Below are 15,735 nucleotides of genomic sequence, written 5' to 3' on the forward strand. Positions count from 1 at the left end.
TGCTGCCGCAGATCTGGGTTTCCTGTTCTTGCTGGACGTTTGCTACTCATGATGTATCACTAAGAACATCGGAATTGATGTTCTTAGATTACATCCTATGGTTCCTTTTTGCTTAAGTTGACACCAATGAACATTGTTGTGCCCTGACAATAGACTTCTTGCATAAATCAAAAATTAAGAACCCCTCCCCGCAAGCGGGGAGGGGAGACAAAGCATAGCTTTGGCGGGGTGGGGTTCTTCGGGTTTAATAAGTAAGCGGACATGATATTAAAGCCTCTCGACCCTTGCCTAACGGCAGGCTGACGCCAAGGGGGAGAAGAATGGAAGCGGGGTAAAAAGCCATGCCACAATATGATAATCAAGACTTATATATTTTTCTTTCTTCGTATGAAAATGCCCTGCCATTTCAAACTGCTAAATTCTGCTGTATTCTAATTATTTAATTTTTCTAGCTCAGATTATACAACTTATACGCTACTCAAACGCTTGCTCAAACATGATTTCTAACACTAGTATGTCATACTAAAAATAATTCCCAAATTACACACAACCAAGTGCAATAAATGGCTGATATTACTGATACTGCCGTTAACGCTGGTTCTGTTGACACCTTAGTGGATGCAATTAAGACTGCCAATCTGATAGGGGGAGGTTAGGTCTGTCAATTTAGGCTTTGAAAATGAAACATTCATTAACGAGTCAAGAAAATTTGATTAGTGGTTGCAGCCAAGATTATATATCACGCCGTGTGCGACTTTCTTTCAAACCTAACCCCCAGCCCCTTCCCTAGCAGGGAAGGGGAGCAAGAATCAAAGCCTCTCGACCCTTGTCTGACGACAGGCTGACGCCAACGGGGAGAGGTTTTGAGAGGGGTTTCAAGAATAAGTTGCACATCGCGTTATATCTACAGAAATCAGTTAATCTATGAAGCGAAAATATACTTGTCTTTGCTGTTCAAATTCTTTACTCCGTCACGTACGTTCGGGAGCAGTTTACTGGCGCTGTAGTTACTGCTATCAGGAAATGCCAGTTCAGGAAATGACACCCGCAAAAATAAAGAATGTCTTGATATCGAACTGTACTTTAGAGGTTGTTTGAAAAGTGGTTGGCTGTGATTTTAGGCACTTATTGATCCCCTTAACCCACGCCAGTCGCTCCACTTGGAGAGACTCGTCTGAGCGACTGGCTGCCCTTTTTAAGGGGAGGTTAGGGGCGATCAAAGTCCTCCAATTTATAGCGGCATTTAGGAGGATCTAAAACGTTTTGCTATCGACAAGACGACTTTTCAAACATCCCCTTAATCAGTGATCCAAAATTTCTTTAATCAAGTTTAATTAATCATTGGTATCCCTCATGAATTTATTTCAATCTAATCAGCCAGAGTTTGCCTGGTGGGTAGAACTTAACACTGCTGTTCCGCGTTGTACTTATTACTTTGGGCCTTTTGATAGTGAAAAAGAGGCACAACTTTCTAGAAGTGGCTACGTCGAAGACTTATATCAGGAAGGAGCCAGAGACATCATTGCATTAGTGAAGCAATGTCAGCCTGATATCCTAACGATTTTTCAGGATGAAGCAGAACCTATATTATCCAAAACTTTTTGAAGTCTTGCCAAAGCTTGATTATGTATAATATAGGCGTATAAAGTTTGATTTCGTTACAAAAGTTGAAAAAATGAGAGGAGACTTTGCCAAGTTGTATAATTTTAAATGTGTAAAATGATGCGATCGCAGAAAAAGCAATAAAATTACAGACATTAAAGTTAAAGTTCATGATTTGAGGAGCAGGGTTTTTGTCCTATGGTCAAGCGATCGCTCCAGGTATCACTGACTGGCATTCAAGATGCTAAAAGAGCATTTGCTCGCAAGGGCTGGACACAAGACAATCTAGCTCTTGAAGTTAACCTCAAGACTAGACAACCAATTTGGCGGTTTTTCAGTGGTCGTCCGGTTGAACGTCATACCTTTATGGAAATTTGTTCGGTGTTGTCACTGAATTGGCGTGAAATTGCTACCAATCCTCCGGCAGAATTCGGTGAAGGAGAGGAATTCATCCAACCGTCTGTCCCGGATATTGATACATTAGTGCAGAAAGTGCGATCGCAGCGCTTCGACAAAATTCAAGATCAGTGTGGTATTTTGCAGTTATTGGATATCAACCGTCCCGTTGCGATCGATGACATATATATAGATGTGAATATTTTGGAGGAGATTGCAAGTCTTCAGTACTCAGAAATCACTAAGCTACAAAGCGTTAATCCCAAAGAATTTGACCGTTTTGGCTTAGGTGAGGCTGACCAGAACCAGATCCCTGGTACAGACGCAGTTGAAAAATACTCCAAGCTCAGGGTATTAGGCAAACCAGGAACAGGTAAAACCACCTTTTTGCAATATCTCGCCATTCAGTGTAATCAAGGCGCATTTGCGGTGAATCAAGTTCCTATCTTCATCACACTGAGAAACTTTGCCCAAGAGTCTAAAGTCACCAGCGAGTTCAGCCTATTAAAGTACATCCGCCAGGAGTTTCACACATCTAGAATTTCAGATCCCTCAGTCATCGAAACCTTGCTTAGTGCAGGCAGAGTGTTACTCTTGCTTGATGGCATGGATGAAGTTCTTAACGAACAAAGCAATGCCGTCTTAAGCGAAATTCGGAGATTTTCAGAGAAGTATCACAAAAATCACTTGGTGGCCAGCTGTCGAACAGCAGTTCAAAAGTTCAGAGTTCGAGGCTTTACCGATGTTGAGATTGCCCCATTTACCTTAGAACAAATCCGAGCCTTCGCTCAAAAATGGTTTGTGGCTTTTCCCAAGACCAACACTCAAGATGGTCTGGCGCAGTCCGTTCAGTTTATTCAGAAATTGGAGTTAGATGAAAACTGGGAATTTCGCCAACTGGTCGTTACACCCCTATTTCTGCATCTTGCCTGCTGGGTGTTTCACGGTCAAGAAAAATTTCCGACTAAGCGGACTGACTTTTATAAACAAGGTCTAGACCTTGTGTTGGGCAAATGGGATGAAGCCAGAGGCATTGAACGAGATGACGTTTACCGAGGCTTTTTATTACCACAAAAGCTGAAATTATTGAGTCAGATTGCAGCAGCGACATTTGAGAAAGGTCAGTACTTTTTTGAGCAGCGCATCGTTGAGCAATACATTGGTGACTATATTCAGAACCTGACCGACGTACCAATGGATGTAGAGGAATTGCAAATAGAAAGCGAAGCGGCGCTGAAGGCAATCGAGGCTCAACATGGGCTACTGGCAGAACGGGCGCGGGGAATTTTCTCCTTCTCCTATCTGGCGTTTCAAGAATATTTAACTGCGAGAAAAATCGTTGCCAGCCATAACCTACAGGCATTTGAGCAAGCTCTGAGAGGGCTGGTCAGTCATATCACTGACCCGCACTGGCGCGAAATCTTCTTGTTAACGGCTACCATGCTTCGGAGTGCAGACGAGCTGGTACTGTTGATGAAGCAACAGATTGATACACTAGTTGCTCAAGACCCTTATTTACAAGAATTTTTGACGTGGGCTAGCCAAAAATCTCGCACTATTCCCACCAAAACAAAAGATGCGACAGTTCGAGCATTTTACCTTGCCTTGAGTCGGACTCCTCACATAGCTTCTCACTTTGCCCTAGCCAGCAGCCTCGACCAAGGAATGTTTCTGGATGTCGCATTAGATGACCTGCTGCTAGAGTGTGCAATTGATGGGAACCAGGACTTTGCCCACATCCACGCCTGTGGAGAAGCTATGAGCAACATTCTGGGCATTGTTCTGGATGTTGGACTCTATAAATCCTTGCAACAACTCTCTGACCAATTGCCAAATTCTCGTCAAAGTGAAGAACGGTTTGGGCGATGGGGACAGACGAACTATTCAGCTTGGGCTGAACAATTAAAGATAACGGTGAATAATTATCGCAATATTAACCACGAGTGGCAGTTTAGCCCTGAACAACAGCAAGTGCTGCAACGCTACTACGATGCCAATCAGTTACTACTCGATTGCCTGCATAGCAATTCTGAAGTCACGGCTGCTATCAGACAGGAAATTGAAGCCACCTTATTGTTGCCTCAGAAGGAACTTGAGGACAGGGAATGGCAATAGTTATGTTAGTTAACCTTTACAGCTATTGTCAGTTAATTCAACCAGAGATTTTCGTAACTTGTAAAGTTTTCTTACCTTTTGTGTCATAATTAATCAACTCATTCAGGAAATCAAACAACACCCGTTCATAGTAAAAGAACAGAAACTTGTAATTTTAAACATTAAGTGCTTCTCTGCTACTTTGTATTTCACCTATCCGGTCGTCTCCTCCCATTAAGACTACAGATTTTTCACCTCACTTTGCACTTAAAGCCCTAATTGCAGGTCTTATTATGAATTTAATCAATGACTTTTGCTTGACAGTTGGGATACTCAAAGGTGTACAAGTCCTCATTGTAGACAACGATCGCGATAGTAGAGATTTGTACGCATTTTTACTCAAAGACCTGGGTGCAAATGTGATTACGGCTGGTTCGGTAAAAGAAGCTTTAGAAATCCTGAGTTCTTTCACGCCCAACATCCTGGTCTGTGAAATTAGGTTCTTAGGTGAAAGTATTTATACATTGTTAAATACATTGAGTGCTATGGAAGCAGACAATGGAAATCATATCCCAATCATTGTGACTTCAACATCTAGCACAGGTACTTATGACCAAATTCCAGATGTAGAGTTTGAAGAATATTTACTTAAACCATTAGACCTTGACAAATTTGCTTCGATGATTAGGAATCAAGTACAGTCAGATGTAGTGGAAAAATTTTGTCCCGAACTACTAGTTTTACACTAGTTAATAAAGAAATATTTATTCTTGAAAAATAACTCGCAGCTTACAAACAGCCCCACAATAAGTACTTGAGTATTTTTTATATTTGGAAGTCCCTAAAACCCATGAACAATTTGTTTTAAATAGCCAGCCCTACTTTAAATTTATCATTCAGCAGAATTCTCAACCTCTCCCAGGTTTGATCAGTTAGTTTCGCTCTGAACATATTGATAATAATTCTTATTTGAGAATTGCTGTCGCCAGGATGCGGTTAAAGCTTTACTGTCAGGTTAGTGCTGGAAAAGAAAACTTGTATGATCGTTGTTAAAGTTATTCTTTAGCTATATTATGAGCGAATTACAGATCCAACTAGTAACTGATACCTGGATAGCAGTAACTTGGGATGAATATATCCAAATAATTGAAAATCCTGCCTACGAAAAAGCCAAGGGTTACTACCATAATGGACACATAAGGATTGAAATCTACGCAATAGGGAATGATCATGCCAGCGACCATACAATTATTCTCTTTGCTGTTAACTTGTTTGCCAGCATCAAAGGTATTGCTCTGAATGGTAAGGATAATTGTACATATCGGAAAATCGGCTTTAATGAAGCTCAACCTGATGTGTCTTACTATATTGGCGAGAATGCTGATGTCATTCCTTATGGAACTTCAATCATTAATCTAGATATATATCCACCACCAGATTTAGTTATTGAAGTTGCTAATACTTCACTTGCTGATGATCAAGGCAAAAAACGACTTTTATACGAAGATTTAGGAGTGAAAGAATATTGGATTTTAAATGTCCAGAATGTGCAAGTTATGGCTTTTGCTATTGAAAATCAAGGTAGTAGGCGAATTACAGAATCTCAGGTTTTACCAGGATTAGCAATTTCTTTATTAAACGAAGCATTACGGCGAACTCGTCAAATAAATCAAAGTCAAGTTGGTGCTTGGTTATTAACCCAATTTCAGCAATAATTACTTGAACCATTCTCAATAACCGTAGGGGAGCTAATTGTTATAGGTAGGCAAACTTCCACTACAGTACACGAGTGGCTAAAGTCACCCATTTAGGTGAAGACATACAGCTATGTAATGCCTATTATTAAGGAAGATTAAGCAACTATGAAGCTAATTATGCGTGTAGTTGTGAGTTTACTTATAAAAATTTAATCCAAAAGTTTGAAAAAAACCCTATTCCTGCACTGCCCTCTAACTGAGGACTACTCGCATAAAACAAGATTCATAGGCTTCTAGATATGGGTACGCACATAGAATTTCCACTTATAGGCAAAGTTAAATATCCATTACGCTGGCTGATGGGGCTGATGGCCGGGAGTGCCTTGGTTGTTGGTATATTCACAGCCTACACCCTGGTAAATCAAGGGAGAAAAGAAGACATTACTCAATTAACTGTGCCAGTGGCAGCGCAAAATGTTACTTTGCGGATTACAGCTAGTGGCAAAGTCGTGCCAGTTAAGAGCGTAAATATTAGCCCGAAGAACCCTGGAGTGCTGTCGCAATTATATGTGGAACAAGGCGATCGCATTCGACAAGGGCAAATTCTCGCCCGGATGGATAGTGCCAGCATTGAAGCCCAAAGCAGCCAGTACCGGGCTAACTTAGCCCAAAGTCAAGCCCAACTAGCCGAAGCCGTTGCTGGTAGTCGTCCTCAAGAAATCGCTCAAGCTAGGGCGCGGTTAGCACAAGCTCAAGCCCAGTTTGCCGCCGCGCGTGCTGGTAATCGTCCCCAAGAGGTTGCTCAATCTCAATCCCAAGTGGATGCGGCTCAAGCAAAGGTGAATTACAACAGTGGACAGGTAAAGCGTTACCAATACCTATACGAACAGGGAGCAGAGAAAAAACAATTACTCGATCAAGCTATCAGCGAAGACAAAAGTGCTAAAGCCAATTTAGAAGAAGCTAAAAAACGATTTTCGTTAGTCGAAAGTGGCACTCGGACTGAGGAAATCGACCAACGCCAAGCGGCTGTGAATGAAGCACGGGCAGCATTGGTTCTCTTGGAAGATGGCACCCGTTCTGAAGAAATTGTCCAGCGTCAAGCAGCTGTTGCAGCTGCTGAGGCTCAATTGAAGGGTGTGCAAGTGCAGTTGGAAGATACTATTATTCGCGCTCCTCTTTCGGGAATTGTAACGCAAAAGTATGCCGAACCAGGGTCGTTTGTCACACCTACAACTTCTGCTTCTAGTAGTGCGTCGGCAACTTCGAGTTCAATTGTCGCTGTAGCACGCGGGTTAGAAATATTAGCTCAAGTTCCCGAAGCCGATCTTGGCAGAATCAAACAGGGACAGCAGGTGGAAATTGTCGCCGATGCCTATCCCGATCAAGTTTTTAAAGGTCATGTGCGCCTGATTGCTCCAGAAGCTGTGGTGGAACAAGGTGTGACATCCTTCCAGGTGCGGGTTGCTCTCGATACTGGCACAGATAAACTGCGTTCTGGTTTAAATGTGGATCTGACTTTTTTAGGCGATCGCGTCAATAATGCCTTAGTATTACCAACGGTGTCAATCGTCACCGAAAAGGGTAAAACTGGCGTACTTGTACCAGATGCAAACAATAAACCTCAATTCCGCGAAATTACTGTTGGGGCGCAAATCCAAGACCAAACTCAAATTGTCGGGGGAGTTAAAGAAGGCGATCGCATTTTTGTTAATCCACCCAAAGACTACAAAATCGAAAAGGCAAAAGAACAAAAGAATAATTCGTAATTCGTAATTATTAAGACATGAATTTTTTAGAAAGTGTCCGAATGGCGGGTAAAACCCTGCTGTCAAATAAGCTGCGTAGTGCCCTCACAATGCTGGGTATAGTTATTGGTAACGCCTCAGTAATTGCCATGATTGGCATTGGCGAAAGTGGGCAAAAGTACGTGAATAAACAGCTGGAGTCATTAGGGCCAAATGTGCTGTTTGTACTTCCAGGTAATCGAGAAACTCAGCGTATCTCCTTTGAAGTGCCAAAAACTTTGGTGTTGCAAGATGCCAATGCGATCGCCTCTCAAGTACCAACAGTAGTAGGAGTTGCACCAGAATTAAACAGAAGACAGGTAGTTACATACCGCAACAGAAACACTGATGTCAATATCATTGGTACAACTCCCAGTTTCCTATCGGTGCGGGATTTTGAAACTGCTAAAGGTAGGTTTTTCTCTGAGGTAGACATGAAGCGAAATAACCAAGTCGTTGTATTAGGTGGAGACTTGGCAGAAAAACTATTTGGTAATAGTAACGCTGTCGGTCAGCAATTGCGACTTGGAAATACCAGCTTTCAAGTGATTGGGACGTTAATAGCCAAAGGTTCCAGCGTGGGAGCAGATTATGATAATGCTGCGATAATACCGATTACGACTTCCGCAAACCGACTTGTGGGAAAGAATTCTCCCTATGGTATCGCCTTAGATTATCTCGTCGCTGCCGCTCGTGATTCAGACAGTGTGGATGCAGCAGAATTTCAAATTACTAATTTGTTGCGTCTACGGCACAAAATTAATGGTGAAGATGACTTTACTCTTCGCTCTCAAAAGGATGCTTTGCAAACTGTCGGTCAAATTACAGGCGCATTGACAACTATGCTAGCAGCGATCGCCGCCATATCGTTGTTTGTAGGTGGCATTGGCATCATGAATATTATGCTTGTCTCCGTCACCGAACGCACCCAAGAAATCGGATTGAGGAAAGCGATCGGGGCAACTGAGCAAGATATTTTGCTACAGTTCATCATTGAGGCAGTAATAGTTTCTGCTGCTGGTGGCTTAGTTGGGACTGCGGTTGGTGTTAGTGGCATCCTATTAGTGGGAGCCTTGACTCCTTTAGAAGCGAGTCTTTCTCCAACAGCGATTATTATGGCAGTTGGTGTCTCTGCTGGTATTGGTTTATTCTTTGGTGTTGTTCCTGCACGTCGCGCTGCTAAACTTGACCCGATTGTGGCTCTTAGAAGTGCTTAGTCATGGGAATGGCAAAACTTAATCTTCCTGATTAGGTTGAGGTAAAGAGATATTTGCTAGGTAATTCGCTAAATCACTTTGACTAGAGAAACCCAACAGTGCTTCCGTTAACTCCTCAAGTTGAGTGATAGATAATTTGCGAATCTGCTGTTCTATCTCCGGTTCAATTGCATGAAACCGAAGCTTCAAAAGACGCAGTATTACCGCCACCTCTCCTTTTTGCAAACCTCTTTGCTCTCCTTTTTGCAGAATGTCTTGGTAAATCACTGATTCTTGCATAATTTCCTCTCTAAAAAGCTGTTTAATCACATTTTTGTCAAACAGCAAACCAGCCAAAACCTGTACACAAGCTGATATATTTTGTCGTTCGTCTGTTTCCTCAATCATATCGACAGCAGTAGCGACTTGCTCTAAAAGTCTTTGGGGTGAGTTGCTTCTGGCTAATGTCGCCAGTGGTAAGAGTGCGGGGTTAGCTAGCAATGGTGTGGGATCTTCTTCCCATAAACGAATCACTCGATATCTGTGTGTAGTGTTCGTGTCTATATACTGAGTTTGAAAAGCGATCGCCGAAGATGTAGCTTGAAGGAAAATTAACACCTGTTTAATGTCACACCAGTATTCTCGCTTTAATCTGGTGTAGTAATCCAGCATCCGAAAGTCAAGCGGGGTTGTGGATTTGGGTGTAGTTTGAAACTCTAAATGTAAGATTTGGTTGGCAATTTGCAGGAACGTCACCGAATCAGCGCGAATTGGTTCGAGGTTGAGTTCGGTTTTGAGTACTTGGATATCTGACGTGTCAATTGAGAGTAACCAGCTAGCAAACTCACCAGGGTAGTTTTCAGCAAGGTATTTACAGGTGTTATCGTAGGCCAAGGGCGATCGCTAATTAAACGAAATAATTACGAGTTTGTCTGTATTATTACTCATTTTTCATATCAATTTGTTGTTTGAGAATAAGTGCAATCAGCAACAGCGATCGCTAAATCAACAAATGCGATCGCCAAATCTACAAATGCGATCGCTAAATCTACAAATGCGATCGCCAAAATAACATTAGTAAGAGGAAACTAGAACATCTAATTCTCTCCCCTTTATAAGCTACGGTGTACACACAAGTCGAATTACCCCCCTTAATCCCCCCTTATAAAGGGGGGAAATTGGAAAATCTAGTTCCCTCCCCTTTACAAGGGGAGGGTTAGGGTGGGGTAAAATAAGAGTCAATCAACACCACAATAAACCAATGGAAGCCGATAAACTCATCCAAGCATTTACCCAAGTTGTGAGAAATCAAGATTATGTATTTTCACCTGAAGCCATAGCAACTATACCTGCACTGCGAGAAACTATTGCGGAATTTGAAACCCAAGCGCCGCAAGAACTAGCAAAAGTAATTCGCAACTGGTATATCAATCACGAAGATGTGAGAGATGCTGTATTAATGGATAAATAAAGGACAAGGGAGACAAGGAAGAAAGAATTTAATCACTAATAATCAAATCTTTATGGCAAATACTATTTTAATTACCGATTCTCTAGTTCCTAATCCTCTACCAAAACCAATAATCATTCGACTAGAAAACACTTTCAAGATTTATGGTAGTGGCGAAACAGAAATCCGAGCGCTGAATGATGTCAACCTAATTGTGGAACAGGGCGAATATTGTGCAATCATGGGACCATCAGGTTCTGGTAAATCCACAGCCATGAATATTATCGGTTGTCTAGATCGTCCTACTTCTGGACATTATTACCTAGATAATCTTGATGTAGCCCAAATGGACGATCGCTCGTTAGCACACATCCGTAATAAAAAGCTGGGGTTTGTCTTCCAACAATTCCACCTATTGCCCCAACTAACAGCATTAGAAAATGTGATGCTGCCGATGGTGTATGCTGATGTGAATCCAAAAGAAAGAAGCGATCGCGCAACACTTGCATTGACGCGCGTCGGTTTAGCAAATCGCCTCAACAACAAACCAACTCAACTATCTGGTGGACAACAACAACGAGTAGCGATCGCCCGCGCGATCGTTAATCGTCCGGTAGTACTCCTAGCCGATGAACCCACAGGCGCACTTGATTCACACACAACCGAAGAAGTCTTAGATATTTTTGGCGAACTCAATGCTAGTGGAATCACCGTTGTCATCGTAACTCATGAGCCAGAAGTTGCCCGTAAAACCCAGCGCATCGTTTGGTTCCGTGATGGTGAAGTAGTACACTCCAACCTCACTCCAGCCGACTTGAATCAGCTTGCTGTGTAGCCGCGACTTCTAGTCATTGGGGTAATTACAAACTTGGTGTTTTCCCAGTTTCTGCTTGCGTTGCGATCGGCTTGACATCGGTGTAACCCATTTCACCAGCTATTGTCCGAAACACTGACATTTGCTCCTCAAAATCTACTTCTTCAATTTGAGAAAGCAAATCATTAATTGGCTTACTTGCCTGGTAGGTAGCTGGTAAGTCAACCACCGTATCCCCCATAGCTACTGCCCAAGCATACCAAACTAACAACTGGTTGTTTTCTTTGATCGCCCCATAGGCACGAGAATATTCTGTATCTTTGCGGTTAACTATATCCCGCATAATATTTAGTTGCTGCTCATCTGATAATTCCAAATAATCTCCTAGCAGAATTGGTGCTAATTCTGGTTCAGCCGCAGCCGGAGCAGCTGGAGTCACAGAGTCACCCATTTTTTTATAAACCAAATAGAACCAGGCTAGTTTGGCATCGGTGTCTAAAGCATTAAACGCGTCCACCAATTGTTGAGTTTCATTGCTCTGGGCTTGAGAAATGGTTTTATCGTAACTTGCAGTCATAATTTTGTTTCCAAAGAAATTTAACACGCCAAACTAAGTCCTACCAGAGTTTGAGAACCACATTCTACTACCGATAGAAAGAGTTAAATTAATTAGAAATTCCAGCTTTAATCTACCTTTTAATAGAGGTAAAAGTCTCTCCCCAGGAAGCAAGAAAACAGCACCTTAATTTGCTATAATCGCCCCAGCAATAAAAAATTTACCTAAGGTTTTAATTATGCCTGATGAAGTAAAGCCCAATTTAAATGAAGCTACCACCCATGAAGCCCAATTAGCTGCCGAAAACATAGCTAGTGGTGAAGAGAAAGCGCCAAAGGTAGATTTTGATGCTGATTATGCAGCTGCACAGCAATTTAGCGTCAGTGAAGTTGATCGGACAGGTGGTGGTGCAGCAGCAGCCGAAGCAGCCACTGCACCTCAATATAAAACCTCTAAACCAGAAGAAACAAAAACCCAATCGCAATCAACTGGTAATCCTGATGATTTTCTAGAGTTAGCAAAGGAAGTTGGGAATTCTCCAACTCAGGGTGTAACTAATGTCAGTGATGATCTAATAAAACAAGCTTTAGAAAAGGGTGAACGGAAAAATTAAGTTTTCCTGATATCTTGCTATTTTGTAGGCTAGGCAATGTCACAAATATTAAAGTTGAAGTTATCGGTATTGGTAGACATTGCCCACCCTACTGTTTGGGTAAATTGTCAATAGTTAAAATTTTAACTATTAATTAACTACGATTCATCACTTCTAGTAATTCGCTAGGTTGCTGAATCAAATAATCTGGATTTTGCTTCGCTAGTGCTTCCGGTGAGTTAAAGCCCCAAGTCACTGCAATCACTTGGATATTTGCTTTCTTTGATGCTTCTATATCTCTGGTTTCATCTCCGACATAAATAACTTCTTGAGGTTGGAGTTGATTTTGCCTCAATACATTATTGATGATCGTTGTTTTGCCAAAAATTGTAATTCCTGAGTAGATAAAATCAAATAGATGATTTAAATCATTGATTGTCAGGAATTGCGTCACATTTTCTTTAGAATTAGAAGTGATAATGCCCAGCTTATATCCTTTAGCTTGCAGTTCCATTAATGCTTCTTTAATTCCCGGAATTGGCTTTAATTCTGGGATTTTGTTTTTTAGTTCTCCTTTAACTTTTTTGACTAGAAAAGGGATCTTAAATAGAGAAACTCCTGAGTATTTAATAATTTCCCTAGATGTGAGGTTTTTAAGTAGGGTTAATTGCTCTGGGCTGATGTGCCGATAACCAAAGTCTACAGCTAGACGATTAGCAATACTCACAAGGGCATCTACTGTATCAGCAATTGTGCCATCAAAATCAAAAATAATTACTTTCGGGGTCATTCTTTCGCCTGGATGCGTCAAGATTAGCTAGGGCGTTGCGTCGTAACATTTCTGGCTTAATCCGCCGCAAGGCAGATGCTGGAAATCGTTTATCCCACTCCTGATCTGAGATTTGGGCTAATTCTAGCAGTTGGGGAGCAATATTCGCAGGATAAGGCTGAAACTCGGCAATATTAGTTGTGCTGGCAAAACGTTGATTCCAAGGACAAACATCTTGGCAAATATCACAACCAGCAACCCAGCCTTGCAAATGAGGTGTGATTGTCTCTGGCAATTCCTCGGCGCGATTTTCAATGGTATGATAAGCAATGCAGCGATTAGCATCCACGACAAAAGGCTGAGTAATTGCACCTGTAGGACAAGCCTGAAGACAAAGAGTACAGCTACCGCAGTGTTCTGTATGTGGGCGATCGCTCTCTAATTCCAAATTGGTCAACACTTCTCCCAAAAATACCCAAGATCCATATTCTCGTGTAATCACATTACCATTTTTGGCAATCCAACCAATTCCGGCAAGTTGAGCTAACACTTTATCTTGCACCGGTCCAGTATCTGCATAATAACGAGCTAGTACGCCTTGATCAAGTGATTTTAGCCATGTAGCTAGCTGCTTGAGTTTTTTATGCATCACCTTATGATAATCTCTTCCCCAACCATAACGGGAAATTTTGGCATATTCTTCGCCTTGGGGACGTTGATCTGCTGTGTAGTAATTTAGCACCACACAAACTAGCGATCGCGCTTCTGGCATCACTAAGCGGATATCCTGACGCTTTGGATTAGCCATCCATTCCATATTGGCGTGATAACCCAGTTCAATCCATGCTTGTAACCTCTGCGCTTCTGTGGCATCTACCCTATCTACATCAGCAATTCCAACTTTGTGAAAGCCCAACTCCCTGGCTTTTTCTTTCACTACACTGCTGCTTGTTACGGAATACTGATTCATTTTTTTATTTGGATTTTGCCTAACCAAAGGCACATTGATTATACATTACGTAATCAATACCTTTGATTAAGATTTGTTGCTTCCATAGATATAAACTTTATTTAACAATTCGATTCAACCAGAGCATTTCTGATCAATGAAGCGCCTGTGCGATCGCTGTGAATCAAATCACTAATGGTAGGGATGAAAACCTTACTTTCCTGAACTTGGTTGTGAGGATAGCACCTTACAATGAATATACGTATGCAAACTATTCACAACCGTAAAGTCAAAGGCGGAGGCTAAAAGTTGGGACAATTGGAAAGACAACCTCTAGCTTTGTCAGACTCTCAAAAAAATTGGGTTTTACTCGGTGTCGGACTTGGGGTGTTTATGTCTACCCTAGACGTGGGCATTATCAATGTTGCTTTGCCGACATTGGTGCAAGCCTTTAAGACCAGTTTCCCTACAACCCAATGGGCTGTATTAAGTTACCAATTGGTCAGTTCCGGTTTAGTTTTGGGGGCAACGCGCCTGGGGGATATGTGGGGTAAGAAGTCCTTATATCAGGGCGGACTTGTTCTATTCACTTTAAGTTCGCTGTTGTGTGGTTTTGCACCTACTATTGAGTGGTTAATCGGCTTTCGGGCACTTCAAGGATTAGGTGCTGTGTTCATTTCTGGGCTTGGTTTGGCAATCATCACAGAAGTTTTTCCCTCTTCCGAACGAGGTCGGGCTGTTGGCGTCATCGGTAGTGTAGTGTCACTGGGAATTGCTTTTGGGCCTTCTGCTGGCGGACTGCTCCTAAGTTTGTCAGGCTGGCATAGTATATTTTTCATCAATGTACCTTTGGGGATCATAGCTAGTTTCTTAATAGCTCGAGTCGTGCCACCTTCTGTATGCATTCAGGGCAAACAGAAATTTGACTTTTTGGGAGCCATATTGGCTTTATTGACTCTGGGTAGTTTTGGGCTGGGTATGACGCAAGGGCAAAGCCAGGGCTTTAGCAGTACCAATGCATTAGTATTATTAGCGATCGCCACCGTGAGTTTTACAACTTTTTTGGTAGTTGAAGCGATCGTAGAGCAGCCGCTACTAGAGCTACACCTGTTTCGCAATCTTAAGTTAAGTATGGGTTTGCTAAGTGGCTGGCTAGCATTCATTGTTATTGGCGGTTCGCTACTCATCGTCCCTTTCTTTCTAGAGGACGTTAAGCATTATCCGACGGTAAAAGTGGGGCTGCTGCTAGCAGTGTCGCCTGTACTTAGTGGGTTAATTGCCCCCTGGGCTGGAAGACTTTCAGACCGCTTTAGCGCTCGACTAATTAGCTCCCTGGGGCTGGGGTTGATGATTGGCGGCTGTCTGGCGATTAGCACCTTTGATGCTAAAATTACTGAGCTAGGCTATGTATCGCGCTATTTTATTTACGGCATTGGACTAGGTTTATTTCAATCGCCCAACAATAGCACTGTTATGGGAGCAGTACCGAGGGAGCGGCTAGGCATTGCTTCTGGGTTGCTGTCTTTGTCACGTACATCAGGAAACACAGTCGGTGTTTCTCTAATCGGGGCAGTATTTGGAGCCTTAATCGCTAGTATGTCTGCGGGTGCAGATGTCTCCGTTGCCCCTCCTGAGGCGATCGTTGCGGGGTTTCAAGGAACTTTTCGTTTTGCAGCCCTAATACTGTGTGGGGCAGCAGTTGCATCCGTTTTGAGGATCAGTAAAAAGCAGGGGAGCAGAGGAGCAGGGGAGGAATAATTAATGCCCAATACTTCTCTACGAGAGGCTGCACCAACGACTTCGCTACTTCGACGCCGCTCAGTACAAGTCAGT

14 protein-coding genes are annotated in these 15,735 nt (G+C 42.4%); 10 read left to right on the plus strand and 4 right to left on the minus strand.

Annotation, left to right across the window (positions count from 1 at the left end):
• Window positions 1-1,353 precede the first annotated feature (1,353 nt).
• The 6 genes from V7K15_RS25580 to V7K15_RS25605 all read left to right on the plus strand — a co-directional run bounded on the left by V7K15_RS25580 (window position 1,354) and on the right by V7K15_RS25605 (window position 8,793).
• Entirely contained in the window at window positions 1,354-1,605 is a 252-nt protein-coding gene (locus V7K15_RS25580; protein ID WP_334910088.1) for a DUF1816 domain-containing protein, read from the plus strand.
• Window positions 1,606-1,800: 195 nt separating this feature from the next.
• Entirely contained in the window at window positions 1,801-4,113 is a 2,313-nt protein-coding gene (locus V7K15_RS25585; RefSeq protein WP_334910090.1) for an NACHT domain-containing protein, read from the plus strand.
• Window positions 4,114-4,385: 272 nt separating this feature from the next.
• On the plus strand, window positions 4,386-4,841 hold the full coding sequence (locus tag V7K15_RS25590; RefSeq protein WP_334910092.1) for a response regulator: 456 nt from the start codon (window positions 4,386-4,388) through the stop codon (window positions 4,839-4,841).
• A gap of 324 nt (window positions 4,842-5,165) precedes the next feature.
• Window positions 5,166-5,807: a Uma2 family endonuclease gene (locus V7K15_RS25595; protein WP_334910094.1), complete on the plus strand. Its 642-nt coding sequence runs from the start codon at window positions 5,166-5,168 to the stop codon at window positions 5,805-5,807.
• A 281-nt stretch (window positions 5,808-6,088) separates the two neighbouring features.
• Complete coding sequence (locus V7K15_RS25600; RefSeq protein WP_334910096.1) at window positions 6,089-7,558, plus strand: efflux RND transporter periplasmic adaptor subunit; 1,470 nt, start codon at window positions 6,089-6,091, stop codon at window positions 7,556-7,558.
• Window positions 7,559-7,575: 17 nt separating this feature from the next.
• Window positions 7,576-8,793: an ABC transporter permease gene (locus V7K15_RS25605; RefSeq protein WP_334910098.1), complete on the plus strand. Its 1,218-nt coding sequence runs from the start codon at window positions 7,576-7,578 to the stop codon at window positions 8,791-8,793.
• Between the two features lie 18 nt (window positions 8,794-8,811).
• On the opposite strand, the gene V7K15_RS25610 is transcribed toward V7K15_RS25605, so the two are convergent.
• A complete protein-coding gene (locus V7K15_RS25610; protein WP_334910100.1) occupies window positions 8,812-9,666 on the minus strand; it encodes a DUF4351 domain-containing protein in 855 nt (284 codons plus the stop codon).
• A gap of 367 nt (window positions 9,667-10,033) precedes the next feature.
• Between V7K15_RS25610 and V7K15_RS25615 the strand changes: the two genes are divergently transcribed.
• Window positions 10,034-10,243: a hypothetical protein gene (locus V7K15_RS25615; protein ID WP_334910102.1), complete on the plus strand. Its 210-nt coding sequence runs from the start codon at window positions 10,034-10,036 to the stop codon at window positions 10,241-10,243.
• A 52-nt stretch (window positions 10,244-10,295) separates the two neighbouring features.
• Window positions 10,296-11,057, plus strand: coding sequence for an ABC transporter ATP-binding protein (locus V7K15_RS25620; RefSeq protein WP_334910104.1), 762 nt, complete (start codon window positions 10,296-10,298; stop codon window positions 11,055-11,057).
• A 25-nt stretch (window positions 11,058-11,082) separates the two neighbouring features.
• Here V7K15_RS25620 and V7K15_RS25625 read toward each other — a convergent pair whose 3' ends face one another.
• The gene (locus V7K15_RS25625; RefSeq protein WP_334910106.1) at window positions 11,083-11,613 is read right to left on the minus strand and encodes an orange carotenoid protein N-terminal domain-containing protein; all 531 of its coding nucleotides are present in this window, start codon (window positions 11,611-11,613) and stop codon (window positions 11,083-11,085) included.
• A 217-nt stretch (window positions 11,614-11,830) separates the two neighbouring features.
• On the opposite strand from V7K15_RS25625, the gene V7K15_RS25630 reads away from it, so the two are divergent.
• Complete coding sequence (locus tag V7K15_RS25630; RefSeq protein ID WP_334910108.1) at window positions 11,831-12,205, plus strand: hypothetical protein; 375 nt, start codon at window positions 11,831-11,833, stop codon at window positions 12,203-12,205.
• Between the two features lie 133 nt (window positions 12,206-12,338).
• Here the strand turns inward: V7K15_RS25630 and V7K15_RS25635 are convergent, their stop codons facing one another.
• Both V7K15_RS25635 and queG read right to left on the minus strand, forming a co-directional pair.
• Window positions 12,339-12,974 (minus strand): HAD-IA family hydrolase, encoded by a 636-nt coding sequence (locus V7K15_RS25635; protein ID WP_292798683.1) that lies wholly within the window; start codon window positions 12,972-12,974, stop codon window positions 12,339-12,341.
• Window positions 12,949-13,923 carry a tRNA epoxyqueuosine(34) reductase QueG gene (gene queG, locus V7K15_RS25640; protein ID WP_334910110.1) on the minus strand — a complete coding sequence of 325 codons (975 nt, stop codon included), beginning with the start codon at window positions 13,921-13,923 and terminating at the stop codon, window positions 12,949-12,951. The genes V7K15_RS25635 and queG overlap by 26 nt, the downstream gene beginning before the upstream one ends.
• 297 nt (window positions 13,924-14,220) lie before the next feature.
• On the opposite strand from queG, the gene V7K15_RS25645 reads away from it, so the two are divergent.
• The gene (locus V7K15_RS25645; RefSeq protein WP_334910112.1) at window positions 14,221-15,660 is read left to right on the plus strand and encodes an MFS transporter; all 1,440 of its coding nucleotides are present in this window, start codon (window positions 14,221-14,223) and stop codon (window positions 15,658-15,660) included.
• Window positions 15,661-15,735: the final 75 nt, after the last annotated feature.

The sequence above is a fragment of the Nostoc sp. genome (assembly GCF_036919815.1).
Lineage (GTDB): Bacteria > Cyanobacteriota > Cyanobacteriia > Cyanobacteriales > Nostocaceae > Nostoc.